The sequence below is a fragment of the Pseudoxanthomonas sp. JC1303 genome (genome assembly GCF_058448525.1).
On the sequence record NZ_CP185958.1, the window covers coordinates 4,138,572 to 4,158,122 of the forward strand.

Here is a 19,551-nt window from a genome sequence, read left to right on the forward strand (position 1 = left end):
CGGGCCCGGTCGTCGCTCAGCGCTCGCCGCTGCCGTCGCTGATCTTGCGTCGCTGCGCGCGCGCATGGAGTGCATCGCGTCCGCGTGCGATCTGTTGCTCGATCTGGCCCAGTCGATGGCGCCATTCGGCCTGGATCTGCCAGTCGGCCATGCGCATGAACTGCCCTCCCTCATCGGCAAGCCGGGTCAGGCCGAGGTTGCTCGCCACGCCCTTAAGGGCGTGGGCTTGTTCGCGCATCACCGGCCAGTCGCTTTGCTCGCCAGCGCGACGCAGGCCGACCAAGCACGTGTCGGCATCGGACAGGCACTGCTGGATGAATTCGTGCTCGAACCCCTCGCCCATACCCAACTGGGACAACTCGTCCAGTACCTGGGGGTCGAGCACCTCCCCGGCAGCGGCTTCGGAACTGCCGCGCACCACCGTCAGCCTTGCCTGCTGGCGCAGGTTGCCGTTGACGGCGATCTCGTTGAGGGTGTCCAGCAGTTTGGAGGCGACCACGGGCTTGGCCAGGAAGGCGTAGGCTCCGGCCTGTTCGCAGCTGCTGATCGACTGCGGCGTGACATCGGCGCTCAGCACCATCACGGGTGTTCGCGGCGCACCGCCAGCCTGCAACACGCGCAGTTCCTTGAGCAGGTCCAGCCCACTCACGCCCGGCATATGCAAATCGATGATCACCGCGTCGTAATCCGACGCGGCCAGGGCGTCGAGCACCTCCTCGCCACCGTTGACACAGGTCACCTTGTGGCCGGCCTTCTGCAGCAGGCGCTGCAGCACCATGCGGTTGGCCTCGTGGTCGTCGGCGACCAGGATCTGCATGCTGCGGACCCGCGCGCGGTGGCGCAGGAACGGATCGGAAAACGCAATCACGTTTTCCTGCGAGGCCGGTGACGCCTGCGCAACGGCGGACACTTCGGGCGTCTCCGCCTCGGCATCGTCCTGCTCCAGGATCGCCGGAACGGCAGCCGCGGCACGGGCGGCGGCCATGTCGATCTCGCCAAAGGGCAGTTCCACCCAGAACGTGCTGCCCAGGCCGAGCTCGCTTTCGAACCCGATCGAACCGCCCATCGCCTCGGCCAGACCCTTGGCGATCGCCGCCCCCAGGCCCGTGCCGCCATAGCGCCGGCTCAGGCTGACATCGGCCTGTTCGAAGGCCTCGAACAACCGTCCCTGCAACCGGACCGGGATTCCGATCCCGGTATCGATCACGGTGAAGCGCAGGCGCGGCCGGCCATCGGTCGAAGGCTGCGAGGCGACCTGGATGCGCACCCCGCCCCGATCGGTGAACTTCACCGCGTTGCCGACCAGGTTGATCAGGATCTGGCGCAGGTGCCGGGCGTCACCGCGCAGCACCTTGGGCACGTCCGCCCCGAAGCTGACCGTGTAGTCGAGCTTCTTGGCCTTGGCCTGCGGCAGCATGATGAATCCCACGTGCTGGACCAGCTCGTGCGGCGAGAACTCGGCCTCATCCAGGCGCAGCTTGCCGGCCTCGATCGCCGAGATGTCCAGCACCTCTTCCACCAGCGCCAGCAGGCTGCGCGCCGAAGCCTGGATGGTGTTGACGCACTCGCGCTGCTCGGCATCCAGGCGCGTGGTCGCCAGCACCTCGGTCATCCCGGACAGGCCGTTGAGTGGTGTACGGAACTCGTGGCTCATATTGGCCAGGAAGCGACTCTTGGCCTCGCTCGCGCGCCTGGCGTCCGCGCTGGCGCGGGTCAACTTGCGCAGCAACCCGGAGAAATACAGCGGCACGGCTGCCAGTCCAGCGACCAGGCCGATGCCCAATCGGAGGTTGGCCAACCAGTACTCGCTCAGTAGCACCGTAGTGGCGAAGCTGACCACCGCCATGGCCACGGCCAGGTAGAGATAGCGGTGGCCGAAGCGCAGGCCGTTGCCGACCGTCACCCACATCACCACCACGTAGACCCAGCTCAGCGGCTCGCCCATCTGGACCATGCCGGCGGCCATGAGGCCGTAATCGGCCAGCATGCCGATGATCCGCCGCGTATCGGATCGCGTCGGCCGGGCCATCATCCAGGCCAGCAGCAACCAGGCCAGGACCAGGCCGGTGAGGACGATGGCGAGCACGCCGTCGTACTTGGCTTGCGGAATGCTGGCACGGACCGGCGGCAGCATCACGTAGAACAGGATCAGGCTGATCAGGGTGATTCGCACAACCGCCTGGCCGTGCTCGTTGTCCCGGCGCACGGCCAGCCTGTCCTTGAGCTGTTGCAGCAGTGCGGCCATGGGCTTACTCCATTCCTGGGCGGGCTTGCACGGTGGAATAACGTTCGCAGATGGCATCGAGCCGCTCGCGACCACGGAACAGCGCATCCACGCAGACCGGATCGAACAGCTTGCCGCGCTGTGCATAGAGGTAGGCCAGCGCGGCATCGCGGGTCCAGGCGGGCTTATATGGGCGCGCCGAGATCAGCGCATCGAACACGTCGGCCACGGCCACGATGCGGGCCTCGATGGGAATCTGTTCGCCGCGCAGACCATCCGGATAGCCGCTGCCATCGAAGCGCTCGTGATGGCGCAGCGCGATGATCGCGCCGGCCTGGATCAGGCGATTCTGGCTACCGCTGAGCAGCTCGTGGCCGATCTTCGGATGGCGGCGCATGATCGCCTGTTCTTCCGGCTCCAGGGGGCCGGCCTTCATCAGCACCGCGTCGGGGATGGCGATCTTGCCCATGTCGTGCAGGGGCGCGGCCAGCTCGATGGCCCGCACATCCTCCTCGCCCATGCCCAGTTGCTCGGCGATGAGCGCTGCGATGCGCGACATGCGTTCGAGGAATGCGCTGGTGCCGCTATCGCGATATTCGATGGCCCGGGCCAGGCGCGAGAGCGTCTCGCGCTCACGCTCTTCCACCTCGTGCATGCTCGACAGCAGGCGCTGCTCCAGCGACAGGGCGCGCTGTTTGACGTTTTCCGACTGCTGCCTCAGCTGCAGCAGGTTGCGGCAGCGGGCGCGCAGCTCGCGCGGACGCACCGGCTTGACCAGGAAATCGATGACCCCGGCTTCCAGCGCGGCCTGGCGGATCGGCTCGTCGCCGACCACGGTGATCAGGATGACCGGGATGTCGCGATGCATCGGCAGGCGGCGGAAGCGGCGGGCGAACTCCAGCCCGTCCATCCCCGGCATGCGGTAGTCCAGCAGCAGCAGGTCGGTGCGGTTGTTGCTGCACCAATCCAGGGCCACCTGCGGATCGCCGAAATCGTGAACGGCCAGTTCCGAGGCGATGTCCTCGATCACGTGGCGCAGCATCGTGCGCGCCGACGCCTGATCGTCGACGATGACGATGTTCAGTTCGCTCCCCGCCCCATTGGGCCAGTGCTGCTGGTCCTTGGGGGAGGAAACCGCTGTGAAGACGCGGTTGGGGGTGAGCATGGAACGCCACCTCTCGGGGGATTACGAGGCTGCAGGGAACGATAGGAAAACGCCAGAGCGCCGAAAATGCGGCCCAGATGCCGCCACACGTCCAGAATAGTGAGCTATAAGCAGAAAGCATGCCACCGATCCCGAACGCTGCCCACCTGTCATGAAACCAGCAAAACGCCACCGATTGCGCACATCGGTCGCCCAAAAATCGCAGGATCTCCCGCGGCAAGCCGTCTCGGACCGACGTTGGGCGCGATGACGGCCGGGTTGCGTGGGCGCCACTGGCTGCCCCCACGCGTCACTTTTCAACCCTGCGCTTCAGGGCGCATGTAGGGGAAGAGCAGCACGTCCCGGATCGAAGCGGTCCCGGTCAGCAGCATGACCAGCCGGTCGATGCCGATGCCCAGACCGCCCGTAGGCGCCATGCCGTATTCGAGCGCACGGATGTAGTCGGCGTCGAAATGCATGGCCTCGTCGTCCCCGCCGTCCTTGGCCTCGACCTGGGCGCGGAAGCGCGCGGCCTGGTCTTCCGGGTCGTTGAGCTCGGAGAAGCCGTTGGCGATCTCCTTGCCGTTGATGAACAGCTCGAAGCGGTCGGTATAACCGGCCTCGGTGTCGCTGGCGCGGGCCAACGGCGAGACCTCGACCGGGTGGTCGGTGATGAAGGTCGGCTGCACCAGGGTGTGCTCGACGGTGGCCTCGAAGATCTCCAGCAGCAGCTTGCCCCAGCCGTAGGACGGCTTGATCCTGATCTTCAGCCGCTCGCAGTGGCGGGCCAGCGCGTCGCGGTCGGTGCAGTCCTCGGCGGTGATTTCCGGATTGTGGTGGCGCACGGCCTCGTCCATGCGCCAGCGGCGGAAGGCCGGGGCCAGATCGATCTGCGCGCCGTCCCACTCGACCTGGGCGGTGCCCAGCACCGTCTGCGCGGTCTCGCGGATCACGCCTTCGGTCAGGTCCATGACCTCGTGGTAGGTGGCGTAGGCCTCGTACAGCTCGAGCATCGTGAACTCGGGGTTGTGCCGGGTCGAGACGCCTTCGTTGCGGAAGTTGCGGTTGATCTCGTAGACACGCTCCAGCCCGCCCACCACCAGGCGCTTGAGATACAGCTCCGGCGCCACGCGCAGGTACAGCTGCAGGTCCAGTGCGTTGTGGTGCGTAGTGAACGGCTTGGCCGTGGCACCGCCGGGGATGTAATGCATCATCGGCGTCTCCACTTCCAGGAAGCGCCGGTTGTCCAGCCACGAGCGGATCGCGCGGATGATCTTGGAGCGCTTGATGAAGACCTCGCGCGCCTCCGGGGTCACGATCAGGTCCACGTAGCGCTGGCGGTAGCGCTGCTCGACATCGCTCAGGCCATGCCACTTGTCCGGCAGCGGGCGCAGCGACTTGGTCAGCAGACGCACGGCCGAGACCTTGACCGACAGCTCGCCGGTGCGGGTGCGGGTAAGCCCGCCCTCCACCGCGATGATGTCGCCCACGTCCCAGCCCTTGAACGCCGTGTAGGCATCGCCCAGCACATTGCCCTGCAGGAACAGCTGGATGCGGCCGGACTCGTCCTGGATCTGGGCGAAGCTGGCCTTGCCCATCACGCGCTTGGCCATCAAGCGACCGGCGAGCTTGACCTGGCGCCCCAGGCCTTCCAGTGCTTCGGCGCCGAAGGCCTGCGCATCGGCGAACTCGGCCTGCAGGTCGCCGGCGTAGGTGTCGCGCTTGAAGTCGTTGGGATAGGCGATGCCCTGCCCGCGCAGCGCGGTGAGTTTGCCGCGGCGCTCGGCGATGAGGCTGTTCTCGTCGACGGGGGGCTGCGGCGCGGGGGGCTGTTCGGTCATGGCGGTGTGGATTCAGGTGTGAAATGTAGGAGTGAAACGGTGGGAGCGGCCATGGCCGCGATGCGGGCAACCCGGAAAGCACCGGGCCAGCGCCTCGCCGCCATGGCGGCTCCCACCCTGTTGCAGGTCAGGCGTCGATGCGCCTGGCGCCGGCATCCAGGCCGGACTTGAGGCTGGCTTCCAGGAATTCATCCAGGTCGCCGTCGAGCACCTTCTGCGTATCGGAACGCTCCACGCCGGTGCGCAGGTCCTTGATGCGGCTCTGGTCCAGCACGTAGTTGCGGATCTGGCTGCCCCAGCCGATGTCAGCCTTGGTGGCTTCCAGCGCGTTCTTTTCCGCGTTGCGTTTCTGGACTTCGAGTTCGTACAGCTTGGCCTTGAGCATCTTCATGGCGCGGTCGCGGTTGGCGTGCTGCGAACGCTCGGTCTGGCAGGCCACCACCGTATTGGTCGGCACGTGGGTGATGCGCACCGCCGACTCGGTCTTGTTGACGTGCTGGCCGCCGGCGCCGGAGGACCGGTACACGTCGGTCTTCAGGTCGGCCGGATTGATCTCGATGTCGATGTTGTCGTCGACTTCCGGCGCGACGAAGACCGAGGTGAAGCTGGTATGGCGGCGGTTGTCCGAGTCGAACGGCGACTTGCGCACCAGGCGATGCACGCCGATTTCGGTCTTGAGCCAGCCGTAGGCGTAATCGCCCTCCACGCGGAAGGTGGCGGACTTGATGCCGGCCACTTCGCCTGCGGAGGCTTCCATCAACTCGACCTTCCAGCCGCGCCCTTCGGCCCAGCGCAGGTACATGCGCAGCAGGATCTCGGCCCAGTCCTGGGCTTCGGTGCCGCCGGCGCCAGCCTGGATGTCGACGAACGCGTTGGCCGTGTCCATCTCGCCGGAGAACATGCGCTGGAACTCCAGCTTGTCCACGTCACGGGCGAAGCGTTCGACATCGGCGACCACCGCGTTGGCGGTGTCCTCGTCGGATTCCATCTCGGCCAGTTCCAACAGCTCGTTGGCGCCGGTCAGGCCCTCGGTCAGGTCGCGGATGCCGTTGACGGTCCGGTCCAGCTGGGCGCGCTCGCGGCCCAGGCCCTGGGCGCGTTCCGGATCGTTCCAGATATCGGGGTTTTCGAGCTCGCGCTCGACTTCTTCCAGACGCTCACGCTTGGCGTCGTAGTCAAAGATACCCCCTGAGTGAGTCCAGGCGGCCGGTCAGGTCGGCGATGCGCTGGCGCACGGGATTGAGTTCGATCATGAAATGACAACGGTCTGAGACAAGACTGCAATTCTAGCAAGACTGCCACCTGGGGCCGGCCTCCGGTCACCTGCGCGGCTAAGGCAGGCCATTCCGGGAACAGCGGACCGGCCGGTCGCGCGACACCTTGCCTTTGTCCTGGGACTCCAGGGCCATCCGGCAGGGGCCGGCGCCGCCAGCAGCCGTGCGAAGCCGCCGACCGGGCGGCCACACGCACGGGGATGCCAGATCCTTCGCCTCAGGCGGCCTCGCGTAGCGCCGCGCGATAACTGCGACTGCAGGGCAACGGCACGCCTTCGCGCAGATGCACCCGCGCATCACCACTCTCCAGCGGCTCGATCGAAGCCACCTGCCGCAGATTGACCAGATAGCTGCGATGGATGCGCACGAAGCACTGCGGGTCCAGCCGGGCTTCCAGCGCGGCCATGGTGCTGCGCAAGGGATAGTCATGCCCGCGCACCCGCAGATTGACGTAGTTGCCCGAGGCCTGCGCCCATTCGATCTCGGAGACGGCAATCAGGAACTCGCGCCCCAGCTTGCGCACCAGGAAGCGCTCAGGGCGCTCGACCGGCTCCACTGGCGGGCCGTCATCGGGCGCATCCAGCAGCTGTGCTTCGCCCTGCAGGCGCCGTATCAGCAGGCGCCAGGTCTCGATGAAGACGACCAGCACGAAGAAGCTGCGCACGTCCTTGAGGTACTCGTAGGGCCAGGCGGACAGCCAGCCACCGAACCGGTACTCGCCGCCCATCCAGCGATACACCAAGGCACGCAGGGCATACATGCCGACCACGTGCAGCAGCGAGAAGACCACGCTGGCCAGAAGATACTCGGCCACCTTGCGCAGCCCGCCCGTCCAGCGCAACGGCCGCCACGCGGTGAAGCGCACCAGAGGCCAGACCAACAATAGCCAGCCCAGGTTGCTGGACCACTCCCACACCACCGGCTCCCAGTCGGCGAAGGCCAGACCCGCCTTGTGCACGTCCATGACCACGGTGATGCTGTTGAAGGTGGCGTTCCAGGCGATATAGACGACCCAGAATCCCACCTCGACCGTACGCTTCCAGGGCAGCAGCCGCTCGTAGGCGGTGGGTCTCGATGCTTGCATGCCGCAATTCTAAGGGACCCGCCGGTCCCGTCCGGCCCCGCAGGTCCGCGGTTGGTCCCCAATCTGGGGCGGATGGTCACATTGGGCTGGTTCGGCCGGGGACGGTGCGGAAACACTACCCGCCTCTTCGGCCGATGCTCTGCCATGAACGCGTCCCCGACCGCTTCCTCCCTCGGCCCTGAGCGCACGTGCCGGCATGAAACCGCTTCGAACGGAGCCCGGGGCCGCTCCGAACTGAAGCTGCTGCTCGTGCTGGCGCTCATGCGCTTCCTCGTGCATGTGTGGCTCAACGGCGCCTACGGCTTCCACCGGGACGAACTGCAGGTGCTGGACGACGCCCGCCATCTGGACTGGGGCTATGTGCCCTACCCGCCGCTGGTGCCGTGGCTGGCGCGAGTGGAGCTGGCGGTGTTCGGGACCTCGCTCATTGGCTTTCGCGTGATTGCCGCGCTCGCGCAGTGCGGTGCGATGGTGCTGGCAGGGCTGATCGCCGCCGAGCTCGGCGGCCGGCGCTTCGCCCAGGTCTGCGCGGCGCTGGCCACCGCATGCATGCCCTTTGGCCTGGTCAACAGCAGCATCCTCATGTACTGCGGTCCCGACCTGTTGTGGGTGGTGGCGGCCGGGTGGCTGGTGCTGCGCCTGGCCAAGGACGGCGATCCGCGTCTGTGGCTGGCGCTCGGGGTGATCTTTGGCCTTGGGCTGATGACGCGCTACACCATCGTGTTCTGGGCCGCGGGCCTGGCCGTCGGCGTGCTGGGCGGACCGCTGCGCGCGCAACTGCGCACGCGCTGGCCCTGGCTGGGCGTGGGCGTGGCCTTCGTGATCTTCCTGCCGAACCTGGTCTGGCAGGTGCGGCACGACTTCATCTACGTGGACTTCGTCGCCCACATCCACACCCGCGACGTGGCCATCGGCCGCACCGACCTGTTCTTCCCCGAGCAGCTGTACGCCAACGCCAGCGCGCTGACCCTGCCGGTCTGGCTGGCGGGGCTGGGGTTCCTCACGCTGGCCGGTTCGATGCGCCGTTACCGCGTGCTGGCCTGGATGTATGCGGTGCCGCTGCTGCTGTTCGCGCTCTCGCGCGGCCGCGGCTACTACATGGCGCCGGGCTATCCGATGCTGTTGGCGGCCGGCTACGTGGCCATTGAGCGCTGGTGTGCGTCCATGTCCGCCGGTCGCGCGCGTGGACTGCGCATTGCGGTCGCCGCCCTGCTGGCGGTCGGCCTACCGCTGGGCGCCGCGCTGCATCTGCCGATCGCGCCGGTCAATTCCCCGCTCTGGCAGCTGACCCGGCGTCTGCACGGGGACTACGCCGAGCAGGTGGGCTGGCAGGAACTGGCCCAGCGCGTGGCTGCGATCTACCGTGGCTTGCCCGCCGCCGAGCGGGCCAACGCGGCGATCCTGGCCAACAATTACGGCGAGGCCGGCGCCATGGCGCTATATGGCCCGGTGCTCGGCCTGCCGCCGGTGATCAGCCGGACCAACTCGGCCTGGTATCGCGGTTATGGCGACCCGCAGCCAAGCGTGATCATCGAGCTGGGCAATACCGCCGAGGACCAGCGCGGGAGTGTCGCCAGGTGCAGCTCGCACGGCACCTTCCGCAACCGCGAGGGGGTGGCCAACGAGGAATCGGCGAACGGCTACGAGATCTTCGTCTGCCGCGACATCCCGCCGATCTGGCCGCAGATCTGGGGGACCAAACCTCGGTTCGGCTGAGCCGCACGCGGCCTGATTCAGGCCGGAACGCAATGCTCGACGATGAGCTGGATGGCATCGCCGCCGCGATAGTCGTCCGGCGCCAGGCGATAGGCCAGGTGCACGCGTGCGGCCGGCGGCTCGCGCGTGAGGCCGTTGAAGTGAATGGCGTTGAGCGGCGCGGCGCGTTGCGGGCAACGCAGGACCAGCTTGAGATGCCGTTCGCCCACCGCGCGCCAGTCGATCACCTCGAACACGCCATCGAACAGCGGCTCGGCAAACCCCTGCCCCCACGGCCCGCCATCGCGCAACGCCTCGGCATGGACGCGATCGAACTCATGCGGGGCCAGCTCGCCGTCACTGAGCAGTTCGGCCTGCAGCAGCGCGGCGTCCAGGGTGGCGGACACCTGGGCGACAAAGGCCGCCTGGAAGGCCGGCAGTTGCTCCAGTTCAAGGCTCAAGCCGGCCGCCATCGCGTGGCCGCCGAACTTCTGCATCAGGCCCGGATGCTGGGCATCGACGGCGGCCAGCGCATCGCGGATATGGAAGCCCGGGATCGAGCGCGCCGAACCGCGCAGCGCCGTGCTGCCAGGCTCGGCCGGGGCGAAGGCGATCACCGGGCGGTGCACGCGATCTTTCATCTTGGAAGCCACCAGCCCCACCACGCCCGGGTGCCAGTCTGCGTCGAACAGGCACACCGCCAGCGGCGCATCGCCCTCCAGCGCGGCCAGCCTGGCCAGGGCGGCCTCGGCCTCGTCGGTCATCTGCTGCTGTACGCCGCGACGCTCGGCGTTGATGCCGTGCAGGATGCCGGCCATCTCGCGCGCCGGCGCGTCCTCGTCGCACAGCAGGCAGGCGATCCCCAGCGCCATGTCCTCCAGGCGCCCGGCGGCATTGAGGCGCGGGCCGATGGCAAAGCCGATGTCGGCGGCGGTGAGGGTTTCGGCGCGGCGCCCGCAGACCTCGATCAAGGCGCGCAGGCCCGCGCAACCCTGTCCGGCACGCAGTCGACGCAGGCCGGCCGAGACCAGGGCGCGGTTATTGGCGTCCAGCGGCACCAGGTCGGCCACGGTGCCGACGGCGACCAGGTCCAACAGCGTGGACAGATCCGGCTCGGGCGACGGCAGCCGGCCGGCTTCGCGCAGATATTTCCGCAGCGCCAGCAACACGTAGAACATCACCCCGACCCCGGCCAACGATTTACTCGGGAAGCCGTCGCCGGCCAGGTTGGGATTGACGATGGCATGGGCCTGCGGCAACCGCGGCCCGGGCAGATGGTGGTCGGTGACCAGCACCTGCCAGCCCAGCCCCCTCGCCTGTTCGATGCCGGCATGGCAGGCGATGCCATGGTCGACGGTGACCAGTAGCTCGGGTTTGAGCTCGGCCAGTTCGGCCACCAGCCCCGGAGAGAGCCCATAGCCGTGGGTGACCCGGTTGGGCACGGCCGGGGTGACATGGCGCGCGCCGAGCAGGATCAGCCCGCGCACGGCCGTGGCGCAGGCGGTGGCGCCATCGCAGTCGAAATCGCCAACCACCACGATGTGGCGGTCCTGGGCCATGGCTTCGGCCAGCAGAGCCACCGCCGCGTCCATCCCAGTCAACAGATCCGGCGCATGCAGCTGGGCCAAGCGCGGCCGGGCGCGGGCATCGTCCAGCGCGCCGCGACCGGCGTAGACCCGCTGCAGCAGGGGCAGGACGGCGCCGGACCATTGCCCACCCGGCGCAGCGATGCGGCGGGTAATCCGCGTGGCTGCGCTCATGCGTCCAGCTGCGGCAAGGCGCGACGCAGCAGTCGCCAGCGCTGGCCCGGGCGCAGGGTGAACTGAGTCCCGTCCTGGAAATCCAGCACCACCTGCGCGAGCTTGCCGCCGCGCAACTCGGCCAGCAGCGGCATGAGCGCCTCATCGACCAACATCGCGCGCGACTTCAGGTGCCGCAGGTCCACCAAGGCATCGACGCCTTCTTCGATGGATTCGGGCACGCCGGCCTGACCCGACAAGGCACGCAACAGGTCGTCGCGGCTGCGGACCTGTCGATAGACCGTGCGCACCGACTGCGGCAGCACGCCCTGCCCCCAGAACCACAGCGCATTGACCGCCGGCTTGCCCTGCGCGGCGCGCTGGGCATTCCACGGATGCTGGTGCAGCAGCACCTGGGCCTCGGTAAACAAGGCGCGCCACCGGCGCCCGGTGTCGCCGTGCGGAAGATGACCGAACAGGTCGTCACCCACCACGTCCTCCGGCGCGGCGAAGTCCGGCAGCGAGCTGTCCGAGGGCAAACGCAGGTACCAGCGCGACGGCTCCGGCGCATCCAGCAGCAGGCCAGCATCGCCGAACAGCGGCTTCAAGGCGGGCAGTAACGCGGCCACATCGCTGGCATCCAGACCCAGGGCCGGCCCGTGGGCCAGCAACCGCGCCCCGGTCATGTCCGGGGCGAGATAGGCGGGATCGGCGCGCAGCCAGCGACCTCCGGCGGCATCACCGGCGTCCAGCTGCCGGGTCAGCGCCGCCACGGGCCAGTGGTCGGGAACAAGCTGGAAGTGGCGGCGCAGTTGGGCGCGTTCGCCTGGCTCGCCCTGGGCGCGGTCGGCGCGGCCCAGGGCCTTGCCGACCTGGGCCGGCAGGGCGCCGGCGAACCTTGCGCGCGCCGGCAGCAACAGCGTGGCGGAGGCCATGCCTGCGAGGGACTCAGGCGCCGTAGGAGACGCTGACGATCTCGTATTCGTGCTCGCCCGCCGGGGCCTGGATGGTCACGCTGTCCCCCTCGTTCTTGCCGATCAGCGCACGCGCGATGGGCGAAGAAATGGCGATCAGCGACTGCTTGATGTCCGCCTCCAGGTCACCGACGATCTGGTACTTCTTCTCCTCGTCGGTCTCCACGTCGGCCAGGACCACGGTGGCGCCAAACACCACGCGCGAGCCGGCGTTGAGCGCGGCCACGTCGATCACCTCGGCCGTGGACAGCTCGGCCTCCAGCTGGTTGATGCGGCCTTCGATGAAACCCTGCTGTTCGCGGGCGGCGTGGTACTCGGCGTTTTCCTTCAGGTCGCCGTGCGCGCGCGCCTCGGCGATGGCGGCGATGACCTCCGGGCGCTTGACCGACTTCAGCTGGTCCAGCTCGTCACGCAGGCGCTGGGCACCCTGTTTGGTGATGGGGGCTCTCATGATTGCAGCTCCTTGTGCAGCTCCTGGAGCGCCAGCACCGGACCGGTGCCGCGGAACTCCAGCGAGTTCACCAGCGCGCGGGCGCCGGCGATCGTGGTGGAATACGTAACGCGCTGCTGCAGCGCCTCACGACGAATGGAGAACGAATCGGAGATCGCACGACGGCCTTCGGTCGTGTTGACGATATACACGATCTCGCCGTTCTTGATCAGATCGACGATATGCGGGCGGCCATCGGTGACCTTGTTGACCTGCTCGCATTCGATGTCGTGCTCACGCAGCCATTTTGCCGTGCCCACCGTGGCCACCAGCGTGAAGCCACGCTCGATCAGGGCCTGGGCCACCGGCAGCACACGCTGCTTGTCCGGGTCGCGGACCGAAACGAAGGCCTTGCCCGGCTGCGGGGCCTTGATGCCGCCCGCCTCCTGCGCACGCGCCATCGCCGCGCCGAAGCTGCGGCCTACGCCCATGACCTCGCCAGTGGAGCGCATTTCCGGCCCGAGGATCGGGTCGACGCCCTGGAACTTGGCGAACGGGAAGATCGCTTCCTTGACCGAGTAATACTCCGGCACGATTTCCTTGGTGGCGCCCTGCTCGGCCAGGGTCTTGCCGGCCATGCAGCGCGCGGCGATCTTGGCCAACGGCATGCCGGTGGCCTTGGACACGAACGGCACGGTGCGCGAGGCACGCGGGTTCACTTCCAGCAGGTAGACGATGTCTTCGCCGTTCTCGCCGGCCTGGATCGCGAACTGGGTGTTCATCAGGCCGACCACGTTCAGGGCCTTGGCCAGTTCGACCACCTGGCGGCGCAGCTCGGCCTGGGTTTCAGCCGAGAGCGAGTACGGCGGCAGCGAGCAGGACGAATCGCCCGAATGCACGCCGGCCTCCTCGATGTGCTCCATCACCCCGCCGATCAGCACGTGGCCGTCCTTGTCGGCGATGATGTCCACGTCCACTTCCACGGCGTTGTCCAGGAAGCGGTCCAGCAGTACCGGCGAATCATTGGAGACCTTGACCGCGTCGCGCACGTAGCGCGCCAGGTCCGACTCGCCGTAGACGATCTCCATTGCGCGGCCGCCGAGCACGTAGCTCGGGCGCACCACCAGCGGATAGCCGATCTCGCGCGCCAGCAGCAGGGCTTCCTGGTCGTTGCGGGCGATGCGGTTCGGCGGCTGCTTCAGGCCCAGCTTGTCGACCAGCTTCTGGAAACGCTCGCGGTCCTCGGCCAGATCGATCGAATCGGGCGAGGTGCCGATCACCGGCACGCCATTGGCTTCCAGCGCGCGCGCCAACTTCAGCGGGGTCTGCCCGCCGTACTGCACGATCACGCCCTTGGGCTGCTCCAGCTCGACGATGGCCAGCACGTCTTCCAGGGTCAGCGGCTCGAAGTACAGGCGGTCGGAGGTGTCGTAGTCGGTGGACACCGTCTCCGGGTTGCAGTTGACCATGATGGTCTCGTAGCCGTCCTCGCGCAGGGACAGCGCCGCATGCACGCAGCAGTAGTCGAACTCGATGCCCTGGCCGATGCGGTTGGGGCCGCCGCCCAGGATCATGATCTTGTCGCGGCTGGTCGGGTTGGCCTCGCACTCGTCCTCGTAGGTCGAATACAGGTAAGCGGTGTCGGTGGCGAACTCGGCCGCGCTGGAGTCCACGCGCTTGTACACCGGCTTGATGCCCAGCGCCTTGCGCAGCACGCGCACGGCGTTCTCGTCGGTGCCGGTCAGCTGGGCCAGACGGGCGTCGGAAAAGCCGGCGCGCTTGAGCTTGCGCATGCGCGTCTTGTCCAGCGAGCCCAGCCCGTCGGCCGCCACCTGCGCCTCGTCGGCGATCAGGTCATGGATCTGGTCCAGGAACCACGGGTCGATGAAGGACAGGGCGAACACCTCTTCCACGCTCATGCCGGCGCGGAACGCATCGCCGACATAGAACAGGCGTTCCGGGCCCGGCGCCTTGAGCTCGCGGCGCAGGGTGGTCAGGTCGTCCTCGTTGGACAGGTCCAGGCCGGTGGGATCGAAGCCGACCTTGCCGGTTTCCAGTCCACGCAGCGCCTTCTGCACCGACTCGGAGAAGGTTCGGCCCATGGCCATCACCTCGCCCACCGACTTCATCTGCGTGGTCAGGCGGGCATCGGCCTGCGGGAACTTCTCGAAGGCAAAGCGCGGGATCTTGGTGACCACGTAGTCGATCGACGGCTCGAACGAGGCCGGGGTCTTGCCGCCGGTGATCTCGTTCTTCAGCTCGTCCAGGGTGTAGCCCACGGCCAGCTTGGCGGCGACCTTGGCGATCGGGAAGCCGGTCGCCTTGGAGGCCAGCGCCGAGGAGCGCGACACGCGCGGGTTCATCTCGATCACCACCACCCGGCCGGTGGTCGGGCTGATGCCGAACTGCACGTTCGAGCCACCGGTATCCACGCCGATCTTGCGCAGCACGGCGATGGAGGCATCGCGCAGGCGCTGGTATTCCTTGTCGGTCAGGGTCTGGGCCGGGGCCACGGTGATCGAGTCACCGGTGTGCACGCCCATCGGGTCCAGGTTCTCGATGGAGCACACGATGATGCAGTTGTCCGCAGTGTCGCGGACCACCTCCATCTCGAACTCCTTCCAGCCCAGCACGGACTCTTCCACCAGCACCTCATGCACCGGGGACAGTTCCAGGCCGCGCTTGATGATCTCCTCGAACTCCTCGCGGTTGTAGGCGATGCCGCCACCGGTGCCGCCGAGGGTGAAGGACGGGCGGATGATGGTCGGGTAGCCGACCTTGGCTTGGATCTCCACGGCCTGCTCGAAGCTGCGCGCGACCTCGGCCTTGGGGCACTCCAGGCCGATCTCCCCCATCGCCACGCGGAACAGCTCGCGGTCCTCGGCCATGCGGATGGCCTCGCGCTTGGCACCGATCAGCTCGACGTTGTACTTCTCCAGCACGCCGTGGTCGGCCAGGTCCAGCGCGCAGTTCAGCGCGGTCTGTCCGCCCATGGTCGGCAGCAGCGCGTCGGGCTTTTCCTTGGCGATGATCTTTTCGACCGTCTGCCAGTTGATCGGCTCGATATAGACCGCGTCGGCCATCTCCGGGTCGGTCATGATCGTGGCCGGGTTTGAGTTGACCAGGACCACGCGGTAGCCCTCGTCGCGCAGCGCCTTGCAGGCCTGTGCGCCGGAGTAATCGAACTCGCAGGCCTGGCCGATGACGATCGGGCCGGCGCCGATGATGAGGATGGTCTTGAGGTCGGTGCGCTTGGGCATTTCGCTACTCGTGTTGGCATCGCGCGAACGGCGGCGACGCTGGAATCGAAAGGCATGGCCTGGACCATGCCGACAAGGCAGTCAGGTGCGCGGGCTCACCCGCGCGCCTGGGCTCCCATCAGCTCGACAAAGCGGTCGAACAGCGGCGCCACGTCATGCGGGCCGGGCGACGCTTCCGGGTGGCCCTGGAAGGAGAACGCCGGGGCGTCGGTCAGCGCGATGCCCTGGTTGGTGCCGTCGAACAGCGAGCGATGGGTGACCCGCACGTTGGCCGGCACACTCGCCTCGTCCACGGCGAAGCCGTGGTTCTGCGAGGTGATCATCACCCGGCCCGAGTCCAGGTCGATGACCGGATGGTTGGCGCCGTGGTGGCCGTGGCCCATCTTCATGGTCTTGGCCCCTGCAGCCAGCGCCAGCAGCTGGTGGCCCAGGCAGATACCGAAGGTCGGCACCTTCTGCGCGACGAAGTCCTTGATCGCGGCGATGGCGTAGTCGCAGGGTTCCGGATCGCCAGGGCCATTGGACAGGAACACACCGTCGGGCTTGAGCGCCAGCACCTCGGCGGCCGGCGTCTGCGCCGGGACGACGGTGACCTCGCACCCACGCTCGGCCAGCATGCGCAGGATGTTGAGCTTCACGCCGTAGTCGTAGGCCACCACCTTGAACTTCGCCTCGACCTGTACCGGCGCGCCGGTATCCAGGTCCAGTTGGCCCTCGGTCCAGGGATAGGTCTTGTCGGTGGAGACCACCTTGGCCAGGTCCATGCCCTTGAGGCCAGGGAACTTGCGGGCGGCTTCCAGTGCCTGCTCGACGTCGATCTGCCCGGCCATGACCGCGCCGTTCTGCGCGCCCTTCTCGCGCAACAGGCGGGTCAGCTTGCGGGTGTCGATGCCGGAAATGGCCACCACGCCGCGTGCGCTCAGCCAGTCCTGCAGCGAAACCTGGCTACGCCAGCTGCTGGGACGGCGCGGTACGTCGCGCACGATCAGGCCGGCCGACCAGACCTTGGCGGCCTCGTCGTCCTGGTCGGTGCAACCGGTGTTGCCGATATGGGGATAGGTCAGCGTCACCAGCTGACGCGCGTAGGACGGATCGGTGACGATCTCCTGATAGCCGGTCATGGCGGTGTTGAACACCACTTCGCCGACGGACAGTCCGTTTGCGCCGACCGATTCGCCCTCGAATACGGTGCCGTCTTCGAGGACCAGGATTGCGGGTTGGGTCACTGCAGGTTCGCCTTGGGGATGGAGGAAAACCCTGTGCCCACGTCAAACTTGCGGCTGCAAGAAACCGCGGACGCGGCGCTTCTCCGGTCCGAGGTGATGTGGTCATCAGGCGAGTGCGAATTGTACGGACCCGGGGGGTCGGGCGCCAGCCGTATTTTTCACATGGATGACGCGGCCGGACGAGATCCGATCAAACCCTGTCGGAACCAGCGTGACGCCGTAGCCTCGCGCAAACCGTGCCAGGACGCGCGTTTGGCGCCTGCCAACACCCAACCACCGGCCAGGAATGGCGACTACACTGGCATTGATGACGCTGAACGCCTACTGGGTCCACACGCTGCTGGAAGCGGCCGCCTATTCGGTCGGCTTCCAGCTCTACCTGCGCCAACGCCGCCGCCTGCCCCTGCCCGGCCAGACCGATAAGGTCCAGTCGCTGTTGCTGGTCGGCGGGACCGTCCTGGGCGCGGCGCTGGGCAGCAAGATCGCCTATTGGCTCTACGACCCGGCCTATGCCTTCACCGATTTCCCGACGTTGCGCCGGCTGCTGGAGGGCAAGTCGATCATCGGGGCGCTGCTCGGCGGCCGGGCCGGCGTGGAGATCGCCAAGCGCCTGGCCGGGATCCGCGGTTCGACCGGGGATGCCTTCGTCCTGCCCCTGACCATCGGGATGATCATCGGGCGCATCGGCTGTTTCCTGGGCGGACTGGCCGACCACACCTACGGCAATCCCACGTCCCTGCCCTGGGGCGTGGACTTCGGCGATGGCGTCCCGCGGCACCCGACCCAGCTTTACGAGATCGCCTTCGTCGCGCTCTGGGGCGGCCTGCTGACCCGCTACGGCGATCGCCTGCCGCGCCCGGGCGACCGCTTCAAGCTGTTCCTGGTCGGCTACCTGCTGTACCGGCTGGTGATCGAGTCCATCCGTCCCATCCCGCTGTACTACTTCGGCCTGCTGTCAGGCCTCCAGCTGCTGTGCGTGCTAGGCGTGGCCTACCATGTGCGCGACCTCCCACGCATCGCATGGACCCCTGCATGGCGGCAAAAGTAAGGCCTTACCTGTTCTACGACACCGCCGTGTCGGTGTGCTCGACCTGCCTGCGTCGGGTGGAGGCGACCATCCTGTTCAAGGATGGCGGCGTCTACCTGGAGAAGTGGTGCCCACAGCACGGGCGCGAACGGGTGCTGGTGGCCGACGACATCGACTACTACCGCCTGTGCCGCGAGCGCTTCATCAAGCCGCCCGAACTGCCGCAGCGTTTCAACACCGAGCGGCGCTGGGGCTGTCCCTACGACTGCGGGCTGTGCCCGGAGCACATGCAGCACAGCTGCCTGACCCTGATCGAGGTCACCGATCACTGCAACCTGCGCTGCCCGATCTGCTATGCCGATTCGGGGCCGCATCGCCCCGGCTTCCGCGACCTGGCCACCATCGAGCGCATGCTCGATGCGGTGGTTGCCAACGAGGGCGAACCGGATGTGGTCCAGATCTCCGGCGGCGAGCCGACCCTGCATCCGCAGTTCTTCGAAATCCTCGACGCGGCCAAGGCGCGGCCGATCCGCCATCTGATGGTCAACACCAACGGGCTGCGGATCGCGAAGGATCCGGCGTTCGTCGAGCGTCTGGCCGGCTACATGCCCGGCTTCGAGCTGTACCTGCAGTTCGACTCGCTGCGTGATGAGGTCCATCAGGAACTGCGCGGCGCGCGCCTGGGCGAGATCCGGCGACGCGCGTTGGAGGCGCTGAACCGGCACGACATCTCCACCACCCTGGTGGTGACGGTCAAGAAAGGCCTCAACGACGGCGAACTCGGCGAGATCATCGACTTCGCCAGGCGCCAGCCCTGCGTGCGTGGGGTGACCTTCCAGCCGATCCAGCATGCCGGCCGCACCGAGGGCTATGACCCGGCGCGCGACCGCCTGACCCTGACCGAGGTCCGCCGCGGCATCCTCGAGCAGAGCGAGCTGTTCCGCCCCGAGGACCTGATCCCGGTGCCTTGCCATCCCGACGCGCTGGCGATGGCTTACGCGTTGAAGCTGGAGGATCGCGTCCTGCCGTTGACCGGCCTGATTCCACCGGAGGTGCTGATCGAGGGCGGCCGCAACAGCATCGTGGTGGAAAAGGACGCGTCGCTGCGCGAGGCCGTGTTCAAGCTGTTCGCCACCAACCACTCGCCGCAGTCGCAAGCCTGCTCGCTGGCCGACCTGCTGTGCTGCCTGCCGCAGGTGCAGGCCCCGCAAGGACTGGACTACCGCAACGTGTTCCGCGTGCTGATCATGGCCTTCATCGACGCCGAGGGCTTCGACCTGCGCTCGGTGAAGAAGAGCTGCGTGCACATCGCCCAGCCCGATGGCACGATCGTGCCGTTCGACACCTACAACCTGTTCTACCGCGACGACCGTCGCCAGCAGCTCGACGCCCTGCGCGACTGGGTCGACGGCACACCGCTCAAGGAAGCCACGGCATGAATCTCCCGGACGAACACGACGCCTCGCCTACGGCACCTCCGCCCGAACTTCCCCCTGCACCGGCACCGCAGCGGACCGGCTTCCCGACCTGGGCCAAGATCATCATCGGCATCCTGGCCACCATCGGCGGGCTCACCATCCTGCTGGCCGCCGCGTGCTTCGGCATGATCGCGATGAACTGAGCGGCGGCTGCC

Annotated in this window: 14 protein-coding genes; 4 read left to right on the plus strand and 10 right to left on the minus strand. The window is 67.5% G+C overall.

Translation table 11 applies throughout. The features are described from left to right. Positions 1-16: 16 nt before the first annotated feature. From ACORQU_RS18410 to ACORQU_RS18430, 5 genes are all read right to left on the minus strand, one after another. Positions 17-2,245, minus strand: coding sequence for an ATP-binding protein (locus tag ACORQU_RS18410; RefSeq protein ID WP_491642476.1), 2,229 nt, complete (start codon positions 2,243-2,245; stop codon positions 17-19). A 4-nt stretch (positions 2,246-2,249) separates the two neighbouring features. After that, positions 2,250-3,389, minus strand: a complete 1,140-nt coding sequence (locus ACORQU_RS18415) for a response regulator (protein WP_271645682.1) — start codon at positions 3,387-3,389, stop codon at positions 2,250-2,252. A 296-nt stretch (positions 3,390-3,685) separates the two neighbouring features. Beyond that, a complete protein-coding gene (gene lysS, locus ACORQU_RS18420; RefSeq protein ID WP_491642477.1) occupies positions 3,686-5,209 on the minus strand; it encodes a lysine--tRNA ligase in 1,524 nt (507 codons plus the stop codon). A 127-nt stretch (positions 5,210-5,336) separates the two neighbouring features. Then, a protein-coding gene (prfB, locus tag ACORQU_RS18425) for a peptide chain release factor 2 (RefSeq protein ID WP_271645680.1) occupies positions 5,337-6,462 on the minus strand; the annotation gives its coding sequence in 2 pieces (ribosomal slippage) (positions 5,337-6,386 and positions 6,388-6,462; 1,125 coding nt in all). A gap of 238 nt (positions 6,463-6,700) precedes the next feature. Then, the gene (locus tag ACORQU_RS18430) at positions 6,701-7,567 is read right to left on the minus strand and encodes a LytTR family DNA-binding domain-containing protein (protein WP_271645679.1); all 867 of its coding nucleotides are present in this window, start codon (positions 7,565-7,567) and stop codon (positions 6,701-6,703) included. A 249-nt stretch (positions 7,568-7,816) separates the two neighbouring features. On the opposite strand from ACORQU_RS18430, the gene ACORQU_RS18435 reads away from it, so the two are divergent. Continuing rightward, entirely contained in the window at positions 7,817-9,283 is a 1,467-nt protein-coding gene (locus tag ACORQU_RS18435; protein WP_491642478.1) for a glycosyltransferase family 39 protein, read from the plus strand. Positions 9,284-9,300: 17 nt separating this feature from the next. Here the strand turns inward: ACORQU_RS18435 and recJ are convergent, their stop codons facing one another. The 5 genes from recJ to carA all read right to left on the minus strand — a co-directional run bounded on the left by recJ (position 9,301) and on the right by carA (position 16,891). Further along, on the minus strand, positions 9,301-11,022 hold the full coding sequence (recJ, locus tag ACORQU_RS18440; RefSeq protein WP_491642479.1) for a single-stranded-DNA-specific exonuclease RecJ: 1,722 nt from the start codon (positions 11,020-11,022) through the stop codon (positions 9,301-9,303). Continuing rightward, positions 11,019-11,936 (minus strand): phosphoglycerate mutase, encoded by a 918-nt coding sequence (locus ACORQU_RS18445; protein ID WP_491642480.1) that lies wholly within the window; start codon positions 11,934-11,936, stop codon positions 11,019-11,021. Before ACORQU_RS18445 ends, recJ begins: the two co-directional genes overlap by 4 nt. Before the next feature lie 13 nt (positions 11,937-11,949). Beyond that, positions 11,950-12,426, minus strand: a complete 477-nt coding sequence (gene greA, locus ACORQU_RS18450) for a transcription elongation factor GreA (protein ID WP_271645675.1) — start codon at positions 12,424-12,426, stop codon at positions 11,950-11,952. After that, positions 12,423-15,665, minus strand: coding sequence for a carbamoyl-phosphate synthase large subunit (gene carB, locus ACORQU_RS18455; RefSeq protein ID WP_491642481.1), 3,243 nt, complete (start codon positions 15,663-15,665; stop codon positions 12,423-12,425). Before carB ends, greA begins: the two co-directional genes overlap by 4 nt. Before the next feature lie 95 nt (positions 15,666-15,760). Next, positions 15,761-16,891, minus strand: coding sequence for a glutamine-hydrolyzing carbamoyl-phosphate synthase small subunit (gene carA / locus ACORQU_RS18460; RefSeq protein WP_491642482.1), 1,131 nt, complete (start codon positions 16,889-16,891; stop codon positions 15,761-15,763). 307 nt (positions 16,892-17,198) lie between these two features. Between carA and ACORQU_RS18465 the strand changes: the two genes are divergently transcribed. Genes ACORQU_RS18465 through ACORQU_RS18475 form a run of 3 tightly spaced genes read left to right on the plus strand, consistent with a single transcriptional unit; the run spans position 17,199 to position 19,539 of the window. Beyond that, the gene (locus tag ACORQU_RS18465; protein WP_491642483.1) at positions 17,199-17,939 is read left to right on the plus strand and encodes a prolipoprotein diacylglyceryl transferase; all 741 of its coding nucleotides are present in this window, start codon (positions 17,199-17,201) and stop codon (positions 17,937-17,939) included. Further along, the gene (locus tag ACORQU_RS18470; protein WP_491642484.1) at positions 17,924-19,357 is read left to right on the plus strand and encodes a radical SAM protein; all 1,434 of its coding nucleotides are present in this window, start codon (positions 17,924-17,926) and stop codon (positions 19,355-19,357) included. The genes ACORQU_RS18465 and ACORQU_RS18470 overlap by 16 nt, the downstream gene beginning before the upstream one ends. Further along, the gene (locus ACORQU_RS18475; protein ID WP_271645670.1) at positions 19,354-19,539 is read left to right on the plus strand and encodes a hypothetical protein; all 186 of its coding nucleotides are present in this window, start codon (positions 19,354-19,356) and stop codon (positions 19,537-19,539) included. The genes ACORQU_RS18470 and ACORQU_RS18475 overlap by 4 nt, the downstream gene beginning before the upstream one ends. Positions 19,540-19,551: the final 12 nt, after the last annotated feature.